Below are 18,453 nucleotides of genomic sequence, written 5' to 3' on the forward strand. Positions count from 1 at the left end.
GAATGTACTGACAGGAAGAAAGCGCCCGATGCAGGCCCTCGGGGGCGCCGGGGATGCGGTATGTAAAGCCCGGCGGAGGTGCTCATGCCGCGCCGGAACCATTGGGTCCACATTATGAATCAATAGTTACCCTTGCGTGGATGAAATCGCTGTTTACCCGTCCTGCACCGTTCTATTATCAACCTATAGCAAGGCTGAGCATTTGCATTCGTATCATAATGCGGACCCTGCCTAAACGGCGTGCTAGTCGTACGTGGGCGGCGGAAGTGCGCTACGGAATACCGAGACGGGCCGAAGCGAAATGATTCCCTTGGAATAACAGGTCTTAAAGACCGGACAGAATGCGAGACCGAAACGAATGGAGACGAGCATGAAAATTGAGGCAGCAACACCAGATCCACAGTCAATCGAAGCAGCGCGACACTCATCGCCGGCAGACCGGGTTCGATCGGTCAAGTTAATTGCCGCCTCGACCTTAGGGAACGCGTTGGAGTTCTACGATTTTATTGTCTACGGGACGATATCGGCGCTGGTTTTCAACAAGTTATTTTTCCCGTCCCACTCGTCTGCCAGCGGGTTGATGCTTGCGTTGGGCACGTTCGCGGCCGGTTTTCTCGCCCGACCGTTGGGCGCGGCTATTTTCGGTCATATTGGGGACCGGCTTGGTCGTAAAACGACCTTGCAGATGACCCTCACCGTGATGGGGATGGCCACGGTAGGCATCGCGCTTCTGCCCACATACCGCGAGATTGGTAGCGCTGCACCCGTCGTTCTGGTACTCCTTCGCATTCTCCAGGGAATCGCGGTTGGCGGTGAATGGGGAGGCGCCGTATTGCTTATTGGAGAACACTCGGACAACCGCCGTCGAGGCTACTCATCTAGCTTTGCACAGCTGGGCTCTCCTGCCGGTACCTTATTGGCCAATGCGGTTGTACTGGTTACCATTACTTCAATGTCGGAGGAAAGCTTTTTGACATGGGGCTGGAGACTACCCTTCGCGCTCGGAGTAGTCTTGCTAGCGGTCGGCTGGTACATGCGACGCGAGGTTGATGAAACGCCAGTGTTCCTGAAGTTGCAACGGACAAGAACGGTCGCGAAGTCTCCAGTCCTGGACGTCTTCAAAAGTCATAAGAAGCGCTTGTTACTGGCAGTCGGCTCCACGTCGGTGATCTTCGGGGGCTATTACCTTTTCACGACAATCTGCCTGGCGTTCGTTTCGACTCACCACTTGCCGTCGTCGATCGGACTCTATGGGACTATATTGGGCTCGGCATTGGCGCTGCCCGTCCTGCTGTGCTCCGGGCGCCTTTCCGACAGGCTCGGTCGTCGACCAATGTATGTCATCGCCGCCGTCGCGATGGGCCTCTGGTCCTTGGTGGTTTTTCCCCTGATCAATACGGCTTCGCCTGTTCTTGGGGTTGCTTCGATCGGTTTGGGGCTAGCATTTTGGGCAATCGCTTATGGCGTCCAAGGCGCTTTTCTGCCTGAACTATTTCCCGCCGAGGTTCGGTGCAGCGCTGCTTCGCTTGCCTACCAGGTGACAGGTGCTATCGGTGGCTTATTGCCGATGGCAGCTATATCGCTCATGAACTCATTCGGGAGTACGTTGGCGGTGTCCTGCATGATCATCGTAACCGCCTTATTTAGCCTGATTTCGGTCTTTTTCTGCCCTGAGACGGCCCACGATTAATAGTTTTGTAGGACTGCCATGGAACATATTGAACATCATCAGGCGGAGCTGTCAAACTCCACACTGCACTTTGTCACCGCTGGAGAAGGTCCCCCTTTGCTCTTGCTACACGGCTGGCCTCAGACATGGTATTGCTGGCGACGGGTAATTCCGCTCCTCGCGCAAAATTACCGCGTCATCGCTCCGGATCTTCCCGGACTAGGCGACTCGATGTACAGAAGCGAACGCTTCGACAAGCGCTCAATCGCAGCCGAGATTGTTGAACTGGCGAGCAAACATCTCGGCCTCGATGGATTCCATCTCGTCGGTCACGATTGGGGCGGTGGCGTCGCGTGGGCGGTTGCGGCTCACTTTCCAGGAAACGCCAAAACGTTGACACTGGTGGATATTGCGATTCCTGGAGATGGAAGCCCGAACATCAGTCAGGGCGGTGCCAGGTGGCATCATGGCTTCCACAACACTGTGAGCTTGCCGGAAGAACTGATCACCGGACGAGAAGCCCTATATCTTGGATGGTTCTATCGAAACTATGGAGCCACTGAAGACGCAATTAGCGCCGCGGAAACAGAGGAATACTTGCGGGCTTACAGGAAACCCTCGGTTCTCCATGCGGGATTCGAACTCTATAGAGCGGTCGCACAGGATATCAAAGAGAATGAGGCTCGAGCTCTGGTGTACCGGCCTTCTATTCCTGTGCTGGCGATTGGAGGCGGAGCATCGTGGGGCCGCGGGTCTCAAGTCGCAGAGTCAGCCAGAAGGATGGCCGACGATGTCACGGGAGAGATCATTGAGGGTGCAGGGCACTGGATTCCCGAAGAACAACCGGAGGTTTTGGCAAGCTTGATCGGCCGATTTTGTATGAGGAGATGATTTGCTGTCGGCCATCACTTCACTGATACGTAAGCACCCGATCAGCGCCGTAGCGTAGATCGTTGAAGCGATATGGAGCTTGGTGCTAACGGATGGGTTCGACGCGAGCTGAGGACGGCAACGACGACGCGACGTTCCAGGGCAGCAATTCGTCAACGCGGTTGATCGGGTGATCCGGATTGCGGTCGATGATGTGGTGTAGATACGCTTCTGGATCGAGGCCGTTCAGGCGCGCCGAGCCAATCAGGCTATACATCGCGGCTGCGCGCTCACCACCGGAGTCGGCGCCAACGAACAGATAGTTGCGGCGGTTATGCTCAGATCAGCATAACGTCGACCGATGGCCACCCCGCGTAGCGCGCGCTCGACTGGCAGGTTATTGATTTCGAGCTGGCCATCATCGCAGTAGTGTGTGAGCGCTTCCCACCGGTTCAACGCATAGAGGATCGCCCGACTCGTGTCAGATTTGCGCGAGAGCGTTTCGAGCGTCGTCGTGAGCCACGCATAAAATCGGTCAAGTAACGGCCGCGCGTGCTCCTGGCGATAGGCGCGGCGCACGTCGGGCGGTTTGCCCCGGATCGTTTCCTCAATCCGGTATAGCGCGCCGATACGCTCGAGCGCTTCGGTGTTCAACGCATTGGGGCGCGCTGCGTGCAATTCGTAGAACTGGCGTCGAGCGTGCGCCCAGCAAGCTGCCTCCGTGACGCGCCCGGTTTCGTAGATGGCCTGGTAGCCAACGTATGAATTGGCTTGCAACGGACCGTCGAACGACCCGAGGTGCTGCTGCGGATGGATACCCTTGCGATCCGGCGTATAGGCGAACCACACCGCCGGCGGTGTGATGTCGGCCGATGCACGATCATCGCGCACGTACACCCACAAGCGACCCGTCTTCGTCTTGCCGTTGCCCGGAGCAAGCACTGGAACCGGCGTGTCGTCGGCGTGCAGTTTCGTCGCCGACATCACGTGACGACGCAGTGTTTCAACGAGCGGCTGCAGCAGCGTCGCCGCGTGACCGACCCACTTCGCAAGCAGCGAACGATCAAGCTCGACGCCTTCTCGCGCGTACATGACTGACTGCCGGTAAAGCGGTATGTGGTCTGCGAACTTCGAGACCAGCACGTGCGCCAGCAGCCCTGGGCCGGCGAGTCCGCGTTCGATGGGGCGGCTCGGTGCAGGCGCCTGGGAGATGTGGTCGCAACACACGCGGGCAAACTTCGGGCGCACATGACGGATGACCCGGAAGCTGGCCGGTACGTACTCAAGCTGTTTGGCGACGTCTTCGCCCAGCGACTTCATCAGGCCACCGCACTGCGTGCACTTCCCGACGCAGTCATCTGCTATCTCGACGCCGTTGACCCGCGCGAGGCCGAGCTTGCGCGTGCGCGTTACGCGGCGCTCGACACGTACTCGAACCGCAGGCATACGGCTATGCGGCCGCCGTGGGTGCGCGGCCGGCAGCGCGCGCCGAGGTCGTGGAGCAGCAGCTGCTGCTGCAACTGGGCGCGGACGAACTCGACTATCTGTCCCGCGACGCTATCGACGTGCTCGACGCGCAGTATTTCGCCGAGAAGAACGCCCTGATCGTCGTGACCGCGGAGGCCTATTAGCGCGCGATGTTCGATCGCAGGCTTCACCTAGAACCTGCGCGACTCGCACATAGCCCGCACGCTCTTCCCATTGGCCCGATACCGCGCGCGGCCCGGCGGCCGCGGCCGGGGCGGCATCTGGGCCTACACCTCTCATCTCGGCGATGCGCGCTCGGGAAGTGGCTTCAGCGGCATTCGACTTGCCGTGTCCATTGCGATGGCGCGCAGAAAATCGCAACCTTGCTTTCACATGAAAGCGATGACAGCCGCGCGAGTGCGTTGACTTTTTCTCACAATAACCAGCCTTAATTTCCATTGAGCCACGTCGACGCGTCTCCGATAATCTGCTCACGATAATGGCGCGTAGCGCCTGTCGAATCCGCCCGCATGGGTTGCTCGACGCACAGTCGTGAAGAGCGGGCCGCAGACAACCAGGAGACAACGTGGAGCAGACGAGCGAAAGCGGCGCACGCCGCGTGGCAGTCGTGACGGGTGGTGCGATGGGCATAGGTGCGGACACTGCGGAGCAGCTCGCGAGACGCGGTTATCACGTCGTGCTTGCAGATATCAACAATGGCGCCGCCGAAGAGACGGCCGCTACGTTCAGGCGCGAAGAGCTGTCCGTATCGGCTGTGCAGATGGACGTCGCGAGTCCCGAGTCGATTGCCGCCGCGTTCGATACGATCGCCGGCACGCACGGACGTTGCGACGTGCTCGTCAACTGCGCCGGAATCGCGACGCTGGTCCCGTTCATCGATTATCCCCTCGACGTCTTCGTCAAGACGATGCAGGTCAACGTCACGGGCACGCTGTTGTGCGCGCAACATGCAGCGCGTCTGATGGTCAGGAACGGATGGGGCCGCATCGTCAATATCGCGTCCGTGGCGGGCATGCGCGCGGTCGGCAAGGGGCGCACGGCATACGGCACGTCGAAAGGCGCGGTGATCGCGCTGACGCGTCAGATGGCGGTCGAGCTATGCGACTACGGCATCACCGCGAATGCGATTGCGCCTGGACCCATCGACACGCCGATGACGAAGGCGCTGCATACCGACCAGTTCCGCGACGAGTATTCGCGCGCGATTCCGATGAAGCGCTATGGCAAGACATCGGAGATCGCAGCGGCTGTCTGTTATCTGGCTTCCGAAGAGGCCGCCTACACGAACGGCGTGGTGCTGCCCGTGGACGGCGGTTTCTTCGCGTGGGGCGCGGGCGCGGTCTGAGCAACGGCGGTGCGCGCCTCGCGGTCTCGACGCTGCGAGGCGCGTGCTTCGTCAGGCTGCTCCGCCTAGCATCAGGATGCGTTGCGCCATGCGCAGATTTGCGTAGTCGATCATCTTGCCGTCGACGGACACGGCGCCTTTGCCCTCCGCCTCGGCTTGCCGCATCGCATCGACGACGCGCGCTGCGAAGGCGAGTTCGTCCGCCGATGGCGTGAACGCGTCGCGCGTTGCGTCAACTTGTGAGGGGTGAATCACTTGCTTGCCGTCGAAACCAAGTGCCGCTGCCTTTTCTGCCCAGGCCCGCGTCAGCGTCGCGTCGCGGTATGCGCCGCATGGTCCGTCGATCGCGCGCAAGCCGAAAGCGCGCGCAGCGACGAGCACGCGCATCATCGGATAGGCGAACAGGTCGAGCGGCGTTTCGACATGGCACGCGCCCGGCGAGAGCGACGTGTGGCGATAGCCGTCCGGCGAGCCGCCGATTTCCGCGCTGCGCGCGCCGATCGAGCCCGCGAAATCGCCGACGCCAAGATGCAGTGCTGCGATGCGCTGCGCGCTCTGAGCCAGCGTCTCGACCATGACGAGGCCGAGCGCGGTCTCGATCAGCAGATCGATTTCGAGGGGAGCGGCGCGGGCCGCGCCTTCGGCTGTGTCGATCCAGCGCGCGATGTCGGCGATCTCCGCGGGGCGTTCCGACTTCGGCACCAGTATCGAATCGAGCCGCGCGAGCGGCGCGAGCGTGCGCACTTCATCTTCGATGAAACGGCTGCCGTATGCATTCACGCGCACTAACACCGTCTTGTCGCCCCAGTCGAGCGCTTGCAGTGCGCTACAGGCGCATTGCAGCGCCTCGTGTTTTTCCTGCTCCGGCACGGCATCTTCGAGATCGACAAACACGGCATCCGCAGCCGAGCGCGCGGCGGATTCGACGAGACGCGTTCGATGTGCGGGCACCGCGAGCACGGTGCGCGTCAGGCGGCTGGCGGCGCGGTTCATGCGGCGCTCCTCTTGCGGGCTGCGAGTTCAGCAAGCACGCGTGCCGTATGTTCGCCGACTGCGGGCACGGGATTCATTGCGGGCTCGACGCCTGCAATCGTGATCGCGGGGAGAAACATGGTCTGCATGCCCGTTGGCGATTGCACTTCGCGCGTTCGCTTGCGTTCGCGAATCTGCGGATGATCGACGAATTCCTCAACGGAGTTCATGCGCGCGTTCGCAATGGCGGCCATGTCGAGGCGGCGCAGCACTTCGTCACTGTCCCATTGTACGAAGCGGGCGACGATCAGCGCTTCGAGCGCATCGCGATTCGCGAGCCGTTCGGGATTCGTGGCGAAGCGCGGGTCGGTGGCGATCGTGTTGTCGCCGAGCACGACGTCGCAGAACGACGCCCATTCCCGCTGATTCTGGATGCCGAAGAAAATGCTGCGGCCGTCACCCGTTCTAAACGGGCCATATGGCGCGATCGTCGCGTGGCGCATGCCGTTGCGCTTGAGCGGCTCGCCGCGGCCCGTCGCATAGTAAGCGGGATAACTCATCCATTCCGTCATCGAGTCGAACAGCGAGACCTCGAACGCCGTGCCGCGCCCTGTGCGTTCACGCTGATAGAGCGCCATCAACACGCCATTGAGCGTGTACATGCCCGTGGCGATATCGGCAATGGCGAGTCCGCATTTCGCGGGCTCGGCTTCGCTGCCGTTGATCGCGAGAAAGCCGGATTCGCATTGCACCAACAGGTCGTATGCCTTCTTGCTGCTGTACGGGCCGCCGCTGCCATAGCCGGAGATATCGCACGCAATGAGGCGCGGATGGCGCGCGACGAGCGACTTTGCGTCGAGTCCGAGCTTCGCGGCCGCGCCGGGTGCGAGGTTTTGCAAGAAGACGTCGGCTGTTTCAAGCAGCGCGTCGAGTGCCGCTGCGCCATCGGTGCTCTTGATGTCGAGCACGACGCTTTCCTTCGAGCGGTTGGTCCAGACGAACTGGCTCGACATACCGTTCATCACGTTGTCGTAGTCGCGGCAGAAGTCGCCGCTGCCCGGACGTTCGATCTTGATGATGCGCGCGCCCCAGTCGGCGAGATGGCGGGAAGCGAGCGGCGCGGCGATGGCCTGTTCGAGCGACGCCACGGTGATGCCCGAAAGCGGAAGGGACATGCGTTGTCTCCTGATTGTGCGGATCACGATGACGGCAAGCGTTGCCGTCGCACAAAAATCCTAGCTCGCGAAGGTCTTCAGGAGGAAATACTGTTTGGAACTACGGGGTATAAGCATGTCTAATATTCCCGTTGAAAACCACGCTTGTGCGCGCGACGAAGCATACGGTCCGTTGTCAGGACGGCTCGCCCGAGAGCGTGGGCGCGATCTCTTCGACGATCTGCTGCACGCAATCCTGCACGGCGCGCGAGGCGGCCGTTTGCGGCACGGCGTTGAGCCGGCACAGTGCGACGGAGCGTTCGAGCGTCGGCTTCACGAGGCAGCGAGTGAGCAGATCCGTTTTGCGGCCCATGTTGAGAAAGCCCGAGAGTATCGTCGCGACTTCGCCGCGCCGGGCGAGTTCGAGCATCGTGGGCAACGAGTCGACGTCGGCGACGACGCTCAGATCCAGCCCCGCGCTGGCGAACGCGCGCTCGACGAGCAGCCGCAGGCCGTGCGATTTGCCGGGCAGCACCAGCGGTACGCCCGACATCAGTTCGAGCGGTACGGACTTTGCGCGCGGATTGCCGATCCATGCCGCGCCGTGCACGCAAAGACGCTCGTGAAAAAGCGGAACGGTGGAGACGCCGCGCGTTTCGGTCTCGCGAAACAGCACGGCAAAGTCGAGGCGTCCGTTCGCGAGCAGTTCGTTCAGGTATCCGCTCATGCTTTCGAAGATCTGCAAATGGATGCCCGGGTGAGCGGCCCGCATCCGCTCGATCAGCGGTACGGCGAGCGTCGACGCAACGCTGGTCGGAAGGCCGATCGCGACCTGACCCGAGAGCGCATGCTCGCCGCGTCTGACGTCGCCGCGCATCTGCTCGAGCTGCTTGATGATGGACCTTGCATGACGATACAGCGTTGTGCCGGCGTCGGTGGGCGCGACGCCCGAATAGCTGCGCAACAGCAGCGGCACGCCGAGATCGTCTTCCATTTCCGCGATCTGCTGGCTGAGCGACGGCTGCGAAACGGACAACGCGAGCGCCGCCTTCGAGAGACTGCCTGCATCGACGCAGGCCACAAAATAACGCATCTGCCGGATGTCCATCGCGCGAGTCTCCTTGATGTGCCGCGACGTAGGTATAGGCGGCGATTATATGCTCTATCGCCAATTCGTATTTGTTGCCGTTACATCGATCTCCCTATACTTTTTTTGCCCAGGCCGTTGCGCTTGCTGAGCCTGGTATCACATTCGCGGAACTGAACAGAACAGGAGACACAGCATGCCACTCGAGGCGCAAACCCTTTTCATTGATGGCGCGTGGACCAGCGCCGCTTCGGCGGCCGCGCTCGACGTGCGTTCGCCGACCGACGGCGAGACCTTCAGCGCGATTTCGCGCGGCGACAAGGCCGATGTCGAGCGTGCTGTCGGCGCGGCACGCCGCGCGCTGGAAAGGGTGTGGGCGACGATGGCGGGCTTCGAACGCGGCCGCATCATGTCGAAGCTGTCCGATCTGATTCTGGCGAATGCCGAGGAGCTTGCGCAGACCGAAGCGCGCGACACGGGCAAGCCGATCACGCAGGCGCGCACCGACATCCGCGCGACGGCGCGCTACTTCGAGTTCTACGCGGGTGCCGCCGACAAGATGCTCGGCGACGTGCTGCCGTTTCTCGACGGATATCAGGTCACCGTGCAGCGCGAGCCACGCGGGGTGTGCGGATTGATCATTCCGTGGAACTACCCGGCATCGATGTTTGGCCGCACGGTCGCGCCCGCTCTTGCCACGGGCAACACGGTCGTACTCAAACCGGCAGAAGACGCGAGCATGAGCTGCATCCGTCTCGCTGCGCTCGCGCACGAGGCGGGCGTGCCCGCGGGCGTGCTCAATCTCGTCACGGGGTTGGGCGAAGAAGCGGGCGCGGCCCTTTCGCAGCATCCTGACGTCGATTTCCTGTCTTTCACGGGTTCGCCCGAAGTCGGCACGCTGATCCAGACGGCAGCCGCCAGGAACCATGTGCCTTGCGTGCTCGAACTCGGTGGCAAGTCGCCGCAGATCGTGTTCGACGATGCGGATCTCGAACGCGCTGCGCAGACCATCGTCGGCGTGATTACGCAAAACGCGGGGCAGACCTGCTCGGCAGGCAGCCGCGTGCTGATCCAGCGCTCTGCATACGACCGCTTCATCGCGATGCTCAAGGAGCGCATGTCGGCCGTGAGAGTCGGCGCGCCCGCAGCCGATCTGCAGTGCGGGCCGGTGATCAACAGTACGCAGGCGAAGAAGGTGCAGGGCTTTCTCGATCGTGCGCGCGCTGATGGTATCGAAGTGATCGCACAAGGCTCGCTCGACGGTAGCGCGGTCAAGACGGGCTACTTCGTGCTGCCGACGCTGTTCGGGCCGGTGCCGACCACACATGAACTCGCGCAGGAAGAAGTGTTCGGCCCCGTGCTCGCGGCCATTCCGTTCGAAGACGAAGCGGAAGCGATCCGTATCGCGAACGGCACGGCGTATGGTCTCGTCGCCGGCTTGTGGACGGAGAACGGCGCGCGTCAGATGCGAGTCGCGAAGAAGCTGCGCGTGGGGCAGGTGTTCATCAACAACTATGGCGCCGGCGGCGGCATCGAATTGCCGTTTGGCGGCGTGAAGCGTAGCGGCCACGGCCGCGAGAAAGGCCTCGAAGCACTGAAGGAATACACGGTCGCGAAGACCATCGTGCTGCGCCACGACTGATCGCGCGCGACACCGCCAATGACAATGATCCGAATGGACATCATCAGGAGACAGTCCGTATGACGGCAGTACCTGAATTTTCCCGCGCTGCGGTGTTGCGCGAATTCAAGGCGCCTCTCGCAATCGAAGAAGTCCCGGTGCCGCGCGAAACTGAGCCCAATGCCGCGCTCGTGAAGATCGAGATGTGCTCGATCTGCGGCACCGACGTGCATCTGTGGCAAGGCTCGCTGTCGCTCAAGGTGAATCTGCCTGTCATCATCGGGCACGAGATGGTGGGCCGCGTGATCCGCACAGGTGCGGGCGTGAGCACCGATTCCGTGGGTACGCCGCTGAAGGTGGGCGATCGCGTCGTCTACACGCACACCTCGTGCGGCGGCTGCTACTTCTGCACGACGGCGCGCAAGCCGACGCTGTGCACGAACCGCCGCGCGTACATGTACGAGAACATCGAAGAATCGCCTTATCTGCTCGGCGGCTTTTCGCAGTACGGCTATATCCTGCCGCAGGCGGGGCGTCTGCGCGTGCCCGATTCGGTGCCGAACGAGCTGGCGAGTCTGTCCAGTTGCGCGCTGCGTTCGGTGATGAATGCTTTCTCGCAGATCGGCGAGATCGAGCCGACCGAAACCGTGCTGATCCAGGGCGCAGGTCCGCTCGGCCTGCTGGCGACGGCGAATGCGCGCGTGCGCGGCGCAGAGAAGATCATCGTGGTGGGTTCGCCGGAGCCGCGCCTCAAGATGGCGGAGCGTTTCGGCGCGGACGTGTGCATTCCCGTCGAAGGCACGACGCCCGCCGAGCGGCTCGACAAGGTGCTGTCGCAGACGGAGGGACGCGGCGCCGACATCGTGATGGAGTTCACGGGCGTGCCCGCCGCATTCGCCGAGGGCCTTGCCCTTGCGCGCAAAGGCGGGCGGTATCTCGTGGTCGGCCAGCTCGGTGAAGCTGCTACGTCGATGCAGCCGTCGATGATCGTCAAGAAAAATCTGCAGGTCATTGGTTCGTTCTCGGGCGACGCGCGCAGCTATTCGCTCGCGCTGCAGTTTCTAGCGCGGCATCAGCATGCGTTTCCATTCCACGAAATGATTTCCGGCCGCTATACGCTCGACGAGGTGAACGTCGCGCTGACGCGCATGAAGAACTTCGAAGAGATCAAGCCGGTCATCACAGTCGATTGACGATGGACGGCACGCTCGCCGGAACGGATGGGCGGGCACGGCACGCCAGGCATTTCCAACGCGCGGACATCATGCCGGGTCAATCCGGCAGAACATAAAAGGAGACAACAGATGGCTATGAATCGTCGCAACTTTCTCGTCACGAGCGCAGGTTCAGTGGCGGTTGCCGCATCGGGCATGCTCGGCGCGCCCTGGATTCGCCGCGCGCAGGCAGCAGAGTTCACGTACAAGGTCGGCACCGATCTGCCCGCATCGCACCCGCTCAATGTGCGGATTCAGGAAGCCGCGAACGCGATCAAAAAGGAAACCGACGGACGCATGGAAATCCGCGTGTTTCCGAACAATCAGCTCGGCGGCGATCCGGACATGTTCGCGCAACTCCGTGCAGGGGCGCTGGAGTTCTTTACGCTCTCGGGCGCAAATGCGCTCTCCGCTCTCGTGCCGAAGACGGCCATCTCCGGTGTCGGCTTCGCGTTCAAGGATTACGACCAGGTATTCGCGGCGCTCGACGGCGAACTGGGCGCGCATCTGCGCGGCCTGATCACGAAAGCGGGTCTCGTCGTGCAGGACAAGGTCTGGGACAACGGCTTCCGTCAGATCACGAGCAGCACGAAGCCGATCAGCACGCCCACCGACCTGCAAGGGATGAAGATTCGCGTGCCGCCTGGCCGTCTGTGGATTTCGCTCTTTCGCGGGCTGTCCGCCGCGCCCACTTCGATCAGCTTCAACGAGGTGTATTCCGCGTTGCAGACGAAGGTCGTCGAAGGTCAGGAAAATGCGCTTGCCGTCGTCGATACGGCCAAGCTGTACGAAGTGCAGAAGTACTGCTCGATGACGAGCCACATGTGGGACGGCTTCTGGTTCCTCGGCAATCGCGCTGCGTGGGACAAGCTGCCCGCGAACATCCGCGACATCGTATCGAAGAATCTCAACTCGTACGCGTTGCAGCAGCGCAAGGATGTGGCGCAACTGAATTCGTCGCTGCAGAAGACGCTGGAAGGCAAGGGGCTCGTGATCAATTCGCCGGATATGACGGCGTTCCGCGACGTGCTGCGCAAATCGGGTTTTTACGCCGAGCAGAAGCAGTTCTTCGGCGAAGAGGAGTGGGCGCTGCTCGAGAAAGTCACCGGGAAGCTAGCATGAGAACGCACATCGTCGAAGACTTCTCGCAGCCGCCGCACGACGGAGGCGCGCTTGCGTTGCCGTCGACGCCGGACCGGCTCGCGCGCGTCGACCGCGTGCTCGGGCTGATCGTCGCGGTCCCGGCGGCGCTGCTCGTGCTCGCGGAAATCGTGCTGCTCTTCAGCGGCGTGTGCGCGCGCTACGTGCTTCACCGGCCATTGGTGTGGGGCGACGAACTGGCGTCGATCCTGTTCCTGTGGCTCGCGATGACGGGCGCGGCAACGGCGCTGCATCGCGGCGCGCATATGCGGATGACGGCCATCGTCAACCGTGCGGGCCGCGAGTGGGGCGCAATCTGGGATACGGTTGCACTCGTCGCGAGTCTGCTCTTTCTTGGCCTGATCGCGGCGCCCGCGTATTCGTATATCCAGCAGCAATGGATGATCGTGACGCCCGCGCTCGAATTCAACGACGGGCTGCGGGTCGCCGCGATCGTCTATGGCGTCGGCTGCATGCTGCTGATGTGCGTGGTGAAGCTGCTGGCGATCGGCTGGAAGCCTGCACTGATCGGCGTGGTGGTGTCGGCGGCCGTCGTGATGGGGCTGGACACGGCTGGTCCGCTACTTCAGTCGTTCGGCAATCTGAACCTGCTGATCTTTTTCGTCGGCGTCGTTGGCTTCACCGTGCTGAGCGGCATGCCGATCGCGTTCTCGTTCGGGCTCGCGGTGTTCTCGTACCTGTCGCTGTCGACGTCGATGCCGCCGGAAATCGTGGTGAGCCGGATGGACGAGGGCATGTCGCAACTGCTACTGCTCGCGGTGCCGATGTTCATCTTCCTTGGCTTGCTGATCGAAATGACGGGCATGGCGCGCGCGATGATCGGCTTTCTTGCGTCGCTGCTCGGGCATGTGCGTGGCGGCCTGTCGTACGTGCTAGTCGGCGCGATGTATCTGATCTCGGGCATCTCGGGTTCGAAGGCGGCGGATATGGCCGCCGTCGCGCCGATCCTGTTCCCGGAGATGAAGAAGCGCGGCGAGCATCCGGGCGAACTGGTCGCGCTGCTGTCGGCGACGGGTGCGCAAACCGAGACCGTGCCGCCCAGCATCGTGCTGATCACGATCGGCTCGGTGACGGGCGTGTCCATTTCGGCGCTCTTCACGGGCGGTCTGCTGCCGGGGTTCGTGCTCGCATTGGCGCTGTGCGCGCTGGTCTGGTGGCGTTCGCGCCGCGCTCAGCCCGTGTCGGCGACGCGCGCTCCGCTGTCGGAGATCGGCAAGGCGCTGCTGATCGCCGTGCCGGCGCTTGCGCTGCCCGTCGTGATCCGCTTTGCGGTGGTCGAGGGCGTTGCAACGGCCACGGAAGTATCGACGGTCGGCATCGTCTACGCGCTGCTCGCCGGTCTTTTGATCTACCGGCAGTTCGACTGGAAGCGCATCGGTCCGATGCTCGTCGAGACGGCTGCACTGTCGGGCGCGATCCTGATCATCATCGGGACCGCGACGGCGATGGCGTGGGCGCTCACGCAGTCCGGCTTCTCGCACAGCCTTGCCGCATTCATGGAACACCTGCCGGGCGGCGCCGCCGCTTTCATGGCGGTGTCGGTCGTGATGTTCGTGCTGCTTGGCAGCGTGCTGGAAGGCATCCCCGCGATCGTGCTGTTCGGGCCGCTGCTGTTTCCGATTGCGCGCGAAGTGGGCATCCACGAAGTGCAGTATGCGATGGTCGTGATCCTGTCGATGGGACTTGGGCTGTTCTCGCCGCCGTTCGGCGTCGGCTATTACGGTGCATGTGCGGTCAGCAAGATTCATCCCGACGAAGGCATTCGTCCGATCGTTGGCTACATGATCGCGTTGTTCATCGGCATTGTCGTGATCGCCGCCGTGCCGTGGATCTCGACCGGGTTCCTGAAAGCGCCATGATGTCGTGCGCTTGCCGCGCAATCCATAAGCGCTGGCGAGCCATGCAAAAAGGAAAAGGGCGGTGACGAAAAGTCACCGCCCTTTCTCTTGTTCGCTGCTCGCCTGCTGACGACTAGCGCGTGTTGCCGTCGCGCGCGGTTACGAACAGATTCGCGTCGCCCATCTGTCCGCCCTTGAGTGCGACCTGCAACTGCTTCAGATGCGGCTTGTTCGAAATCACGCGACAGAGCGGCACACCCGGCGTCAGTCGCGCGTCGATTTCGAGTGCGTCAGGGCCGAGCACCTGTGTGACCTGGCTCGACGTATCGCCGCCGGAAAGAACCAGTCGCCGCAACGGCACCGCTTCGAGCATGGCCTGAGCGATGGCTCCCAGCCGCTGACCCAGCAGACGCCCGCCGCGATGCCGCGCTTCGTCGTGGCTCATGCCGTCCGCTACGAGCGCGTCGAGCATCGCAGCGATACGCGGATCTTGCGGCCCGCGCGCGGTGTGCATCACGACGCTGCGCCCTTCTCGAAGCGCCGCGACAGTGCGCGCGACGATCTGCACAAAGGTCTGCTTCCAGTCGCGCTCGTCGAGCAATGCGCGTGCGTCGATTGCGATGTCGACGAAGCCCGCTGCAATCGCCGCGTCGATCTGCGCAGCGGACAGCGGCGACGCGCTGCCCGACAGCACGAGAATCTGCGAGACGGGTTCGATGCGGTCATACGAAGGACGAACAGAGGGCAACTGTCCGCTCTCGGTCCACCATTGCGTCAACGCATATTCGAGCCCGGAAGAACCGACCGCGAACACAGGCGCGTAACGTTGCGCGTCGCGTTCCAGCAGACGCCCGACTTCTGTCAGATGCGCGTGTGTCGACGTGTCGAGCAGCAGGCCGGCGGGCTCGACGGCCAACGCGTGTTGCCACGCCGCGTCGATGGCGCTCCGATCGCCTTCGAAGCCCGGTAGAAAGAAACCGGCTATCGGCAGATCAGTCTGGCGCGCGAGATGCCGCAACAGATCGCCTTCGTCCATCGGCGTGACGGGATGCACGCTCATGATCGGATGGCGGTCGATCCTGTAGATGCGGCCGTCGGTGCCCGAGCGTGCGAACAGATTGCCGAACACGCAGAACCGCTGCAACGCGGGCGTGCCGGCGACGATCGGAATGGTATGTCGCGTGACATACGCCCGTGCGATTTCCATCACACGGCCAATGCTGCCGATGGTCGCGGAGCTGTCGAACGTCGAGCAGACCTTGTAGTGGAGAATCGGCGCGTGCAGTTCGCGCAGCGCCGTGAAGATCGGGGGCAGCGCCGCGTCCATTTCCGCGGGTGTCATCGCGCGGCTGTCGCCCGCCACGCCAATCGCGTCGAAGCCGTCGTGGCCGTCGAGGCTCGCCAGTTGCGCACGCGTCGGTGGCTTCAGGAAGAGGGCGCAGCGCAGGCCTGCAAAGGCGAGTACTTCCAGAGCATCGGTCGAACCCGTGAAGTCGTCGCCGTAAAAGGCGAGCCGAAGAGAAGGTTGCACGTTCAGCGGAGCGTCGCTCATCGTCTCGATCAGATCGCGTTGAAGTGGGAGAGGGCGGCGCGCAGTGCGGGACGCGTGCGTGAATACGTATCGAGATCGATGCCTTCGACGGCCGCTTCCCACGCTTCGCGCATGCTCGCGACGCCCGCCGCGATGCCTTGCGGATGGCCGATGATACCGCCGCCCGCCAGATGCATCAGGTCGACGGTGCGCAACGCGGCGAACATATCGGATGCCTGCGACGCCCATTGTCCCGACGAGAACACCGGCATCAGCGGTTGGACACCGGCGAAAGGCGCGAGGCACGCGCGCGCCGAATCGAGTACGGACGCGTCCGGTTCCCAGAACTTGCTGCGAATGCCGTTCACGTGCAGATGGTCGACGCCGGCGAGACGCCACAGCTTCTGGAATGCGGCAAACGAGAAGCCGAGCTGAGGGCAGCGCGTCAGCGCGCCCCAGCCGTTGCGATGTCCGTGGATGGGCAATTGCGTGTGCCGGCGAAGATGCTCGACGCCGGAAAATCCCACCCAGTTCACGCTCATCATCACGCAATTGCCGCCTGCATCGAGCACCTGATCGTGACGGCGCAGCATTTCGTCGATGGTCCCCGAAATATTGATTGCGTACATCGGCATGCGGCCTATCCGGTCCGCGTGCCGGTGAAGCACGGGCATGACGGCGGCGAGCCGCGCATCGAAGCTCGCGTAAGCGGGATCGGCGAGCAACTCGTCATCCTTGATGAAGTCGATATCGGCGGCGCACAGGTCGTCGACGATCTGCGCGGTCTGATCGGGCAGCAATCCGATGCTTGGCTTGATGATCGTGCCGATCAGCGGGCGCCCATGAACCCTCGCGACACGCCGTGTTCCTTCGATCCCGAAGCGCGGCCCAGGAAAGCGCTTTGCGTGATGCTCCGGCAACTGGATGTCGAGCAGGCGCAGGCCTGTTATTTCGCCGAGTTCGAACAGATTGCCAGCGACGGTGGCGAGAAGTTGCTGCAAATTTGCGCCGACGTTGTCGACGGGAAACGCGATCTCGATCTCGCCGCGATAGAAGATCTCTGCCGGCTCCCTGCGCTCGACGAATGCGCTGTGCAGCGATGCGTCGAGCGCGGGCGGCAACGATTCGACCTTGAGCACGCGAGCCCGCGCGCGCTCCTTGAGCGCGTCTGTTTCGCCTGGCAATGCGAGGAAAGTGCCGCTCGACTGCTCGCCCGCGATGACCTCGGCGGCCTTCGCGATGGGAACCGAACTTTCGACGAAATAGCGTGCCGTGAATTCCGCGCGTGAGTGAGAAGAGTTGGGCATGTTGTGGCTCGTTGTTTTGCTGTGCGCGAAGGGGGGAAGAGCGAATAAGCGCGCCGCGCGTCTCCGAGCGCGATATGCGGCGCGGGCGCGCGTGAAGGCCGCATGCCCCCGATTCACGGACTATAAGATTGACCGTCTAAAGCTCCAAACGATATGATTTCAGCAGGCGATGCGAAAAACTCACAATAGCGTTGCATCGTCGCGATCCTCTATCCGGTTCTCTGCCGTTTAACGCTGGCGCTTGCGTGTGAACGCGAGAGCGCTCTCTAGCGAGGAAATCTGCGCGTGCCCCGTCCTTCACTCAATGCATTGCGCGCGTTCGAAGCCACCGCGCGTTTGCGCAGCTTCGGAGACGCTGCGCAAGAGCTTTCCGTCACGCACGGCGCGATCAGCCGTCACATTCGCTCGCTTGAAGACAACCTCGGGGTGCTGCTGCTGTTGCGCAACGCGCATTCGACGGAGCCGACACCCGAAGGCGCGCGGCTCGCCGACGGGTTGTCGCGCGCGTTCAACCTGATCCAGGCGAGCGTCGAGCAGGTGAGGCCCGGTCCGCTCACGTTGTCGTGCTCCGCGTCGATCATGATGTACTGGCTGCTGCCGCGGCTCACGAAGCTGCATCGCAAGCATCCAGCGCTCGAAGTCAGCTTCAACATGGGCTATGACGAGGTCGATTTCATGCGCGACAACATCAGCGTCGCGATCCGGCTGAACACGATCAGAGCACCAAGAGAGATCGAGCCGCATCCGCTCGTCGACGAATGGGTCGGCCCCGTTTGCGCGCCCGAATATATGCGCGCGACGCGCATTACCCACGTAGGCGATCTGGAACGCACGCGGCTGCTGGCGACCAATACGCGTCCTGCCGCGTGGGACGACTGGTACGTGGCGGCGGAGCATACGGCGGCGCGCCGTCCGCCCATCGCCGAGTCGTTCGAGCACTTCTACCTGCTGATTCAAGCCGCGAAATGCGGACTCGGCGTGGCCGCCGTGCCGCGCATGATGGTGCGCGACGAGCTGGACTCCGGCGCGCTCGTCGCACCGTTCGGCTTCGTGCCCGGACCGCGCAAGCTCGTGCTGTGGGTCGCACCGCATCTCGAAGCGCGACCGCAGACCATCGCGCTTGTCGAGTGGCTGAAGGACGAGTTTTCACAAGCCGAAGGCAAAGCGCTCTAGCTGATGCGCGCGGCGTGACCCGC

General features: G+C 62.7%; 14 protein-coding genes and 1 pseudogene. 9 read left to right on the top strand and 6 right to left on the bottom strand.

Features of this window, described 5'->3' with window-relative positions; genetic code table 11:
• Positions 1-370 precede the first annotated feature (370 nt).
• Both VSR68_RS29700 and VSR68_RS29705 read left to right on the top strand, forming a co-directional pair.
• Complete coding sequence (locus VSR68_RS29700) at positions 371-1,690, top strand: MFS transporter (protein WP_342943257.1); 1,320 nt, start codon at positions 371-373, stop codon at positions 1,688-1,690.
• Between the two features lie 18 nt (positions 1,691-1,708).
• Positions 1,709-2,560: an alpha/beta hydrolase gene (locus VSR68_RS29705; protein ID WP_342943258.1), complete on the top strand. Its 852-nt coding sequence runs from the start codon at positions 1,709-1,711 to the stop codon at positions 2,558-2,560.
• A gap of 85 nt (positions 2,561-2,645) precedes the next feature.
• Here the strand turns inward: VSR68_RS29705 and tnpC are convergent.
• Positions 2,646-4,057: pseudogene (tnpC, locus tag VSR68_RS29710) on the bottom strand (IS66 family transposase); the annotation flags it as partial.
• Here tnpC and VSR68_RS29715 point away from each other — a divergent pair.
• Positions 4,003-4,170, top strand: coding sequence for a hypothetical protein (locus VSR68_RS29715; protein ID WP_342943259.1), 168 nt, complete (start codon positions 4,003-4,005; stop codon positions 4,168-4,170). The pseudogene tnpC and the gene VSR68_RS29715 overlap by 55 nt on opposite strands.
• A gap of 422 nt (positions 4,171-4,592) precedes the next feature.
• Positions 4,593-5,372: an SDR family NAD(P)-dependent oxidoreductase gene (locus VSR68_RS29720; RefSeq protein ID WP_342943260.1), complete on the top strand. Its 780-nt coding sequence runs from the start codon at positions 4,593-4,595 to the stop codon at positions 5,370-5,372.
• 51 nt (positions 5,373-5,423) lie between these two features.
• On the opposite strand, the gene VSR68_RS29725 is transcribed toward VSR68_RS29720, so the two are convergent.
• The 3 genes from VSR68_RS29725 to VSR68_RS29735 form a co-directional block, all read right to left on the bottom strand.
• Complete coding sequence (locus VSR68_RS29725; protein ID WP_342943261.1) at positions 5,424-6,365, bottom strand: CoA ester lyase; 942 nt, start codon at positions 6,363-6,365, stop codon at positions 5,424-5,426.
• Positions 6,362-7,519 (bottom strand): CaiB/BaiF CoA-transferase family protein, encoded by a 1,158-nt coding sequence (locus VSR68_RS29730; RefSeq protein WP_342943262.1) that lies wholly within the window; start codon positions 7,517-7,519, stop codon positions 6,362-6,364. Before VSR68_RS29730 ends, VSR68_RS29725 begins: the two co-directional genes overlap by 4 nt.
• A gap of 175 nt (positions 7,520-7,694) precedes the next feature.
• Positions 7,695-8,606 (bottom strand): LysR substrate-binding domain-containing protein, encoded by a 912-nt coding sequence (locus VSR68_RS29735; RefSeq protein ID WP_342943263.1) that lies wholly within the window; start codon positions 8,604-8,606, stop codon positions 7,695-7,697.
• A gap of 175 nt (positions 8,607-8,781) precedes the next feature.
• Between VSR68_RS29735 and VSR68_RS29740 the strand changes: the two genes are divergently transcribed.
• From VSR68_RS29740 to VSR68_RS29755, 4 genes are all read left to right on the top strand, one after another.
• The gene (locus tag VSR68_RS29740; protein WP_342943264.1) at positions 8,782-10,227 is read left to right on the top strand and encodes an aldehyde dehydrogenase family protein; all 1,446 of its coding nucleotides are present in this window, start codon (positions 8,782-8,784) and stop codon (positions 10,225-10,227) included.
• Between the two features lie 59 nt (positions 10,228-10,286).
• Positions 10,287-11,399 (top strand): zinc-binding dehydrogenase, encoded by a 1,113-nt coding sequence (locus VSR68_RS29745; protein ID WP_342943265.1) that lies wholly within the window; start codon positions 10,287-10,289, stop codon positions 11,397-11,399.
• Between the two features lie 111 nt (positions 11,400-11,510).
• Entirely contained in the window at positions 11,511-12,542 is a 1,032-nt protein-coding gene (locus tag VSR68_RS29750) for a TRAP transporter substrate-binding protein (protein WP_342943266.1), read from the top strand.
• The gene (locus VSR68_RS29755) at positions 12,539-14,440 is read left to right on the top strand and encodes a TRAP transporter large permease subunit (RefSeq protein WP_342943267.1); all 1,902 of its coding nucleotides are present in this window, start codon (positions 12,539-12,541) and stop codon (positions 14,438-14,440) included. Before VSR68_RS29750 ends, VSR68_RS29755 begins: the two co-directional genes overlap by 4 nt.
• A gap of 112 nt (positions 14,441-14,552) precedes the next feature.
• Here the strand turns inward: VSR68_RS29755 and VSR68_RS29760 are convergent, their stop codons facing one another.
• Together VSR68_RS29760 and VSR68_RS29765 are read right to left on the bottom strand one after the other, a co-directional pair.
• A complete protein-coding gene (locus tag VSR68_RS29760) occupies positions 14,553-15,971 on the bottom strand; it encodes a four-carbon acid sugar kinase family protein (RefSeq protein WP_342943268.1) in 1,419 nt (472 codons plus the stop codon).
• Positions 15,972-15,979: 8 nt separating this feature from the next.
• The gene (locus tag VSR68_RS29765) at positions 15,980-17,257 is read right to left on the bottom strand and encodes a ribulose-bisphosphate carboxylase large subunit family protein (RefSeq protein WP_342943269.1); all 1,278 of its coding nucleotides are present in this window, start codon (positions 17,255-17,257) and stop codon (positions 15,980-15,982) included.
• Between the two features lie 285 nt (positions 17,258-17,542).
• On the opposite strand from VSR68_RS29765, the gene VSR68_RS29770 reads away from it, so the two are divergent.
• Positions 17,543-18,430 carry a LysR substrate-binding domain-containing protein gene (locus tag VSR68_RS29770; protein WP_342943270.1) on the top strand — a complete coding sequence of 296 codons (888 nt, stop codon included), beginning with the start codon at positions 17,543-17,545 and terminating at the stop codon, positions 18,428-18,430.
• The last annotated feature ends 23 nt before the right edge of the window (positions 18,431-18,453 follow it).

Source organism: Paraburkholderia phymatum (assembly GCF_038900715.1).
Taxonomy (GTDB): Bacteria; Pseudomonadota; Gammaproteobacteria; order Burkholderiales; family Burkholderiaceae; genus Paraburkholderia; species Paraburkholderia phymatum_A.

Coding starts and splice junctions, on each gene's coding strand:
- VSR68_RS29700 (WP_342943257.1), top strand. CDS start 371: ATGAAAATTGAGGCAGCAACACCAGATCCACAGTCAATCGAAGCAGCG.
- VSR68_RS29705 (WP_342943258.1), top strand. CDS start 1,709: ATGGAACATATTGAACATCATCAGGCGGAGCTGTCAAACTCCACACTG.
- VSR68_RS29725 (WP_342943261.1), bottom strand. CDS start 6,365: ATGAACCGCGCCGCCAGCCGCCTGACGCGCACCGTGCTCGCGGTGCCC.
- VSR68_RS29730 (WP_342943262.1), bottom strand. CDS start 7,519: ATGTCCCTTCCGCTTTCGGGCATCACCGTGGCGTCGCTCGAACAGGCC.
- VSR68_RS29735 (WP_342943263.1), bottom strand. CDS start 8,606: ATGGACATCCGGCAGATGCGTTATTTTGTGGCCTGCGTCGATGCAGGC.
- VSR68_RS29740 (WP_342943264.1), top strand. CDS start 8,782: ATGCCACTCGAGGCGCAAACCCTTTTCATTGATGGCGCGTGGACCAGC.
- VSR68_RS29745 (WP_342943265.1), top strand. CDS start 10,287: ATGACGGCAGTACCTGAATTTTCCCGCGCTGCGGTGTTGCGCGAATTC.
- VSR68_RS29750 (WP_342943266.1), top strand. CDS start 11,511: ATGGCTATGAATCGTCGCAACTTTCTCGTCACGAGCGCAGGTTCAGTG.
- VSR68_RS29755 (WP_342943267.1), top strand. CDS start 12,539: ATGAGAACGCACATCGTCGAAGACTTCTCGCAGCCGCCGCACGACGGA.
- VSR68_RS29760 (WP_342943268.1), bottom strand. CDS start 15,971: ATGAGCGACGCTCCGCTGAACGTGCAACCTTCTCTTCGGCTCGCCTTT.
- VSR68_RS29765 (WP_342943269.1), bottom strand. CDS start 17,257: ATGCCCAACTCTTCTCACTCACGCGCGGAATTCACGGCACGCTATTTC.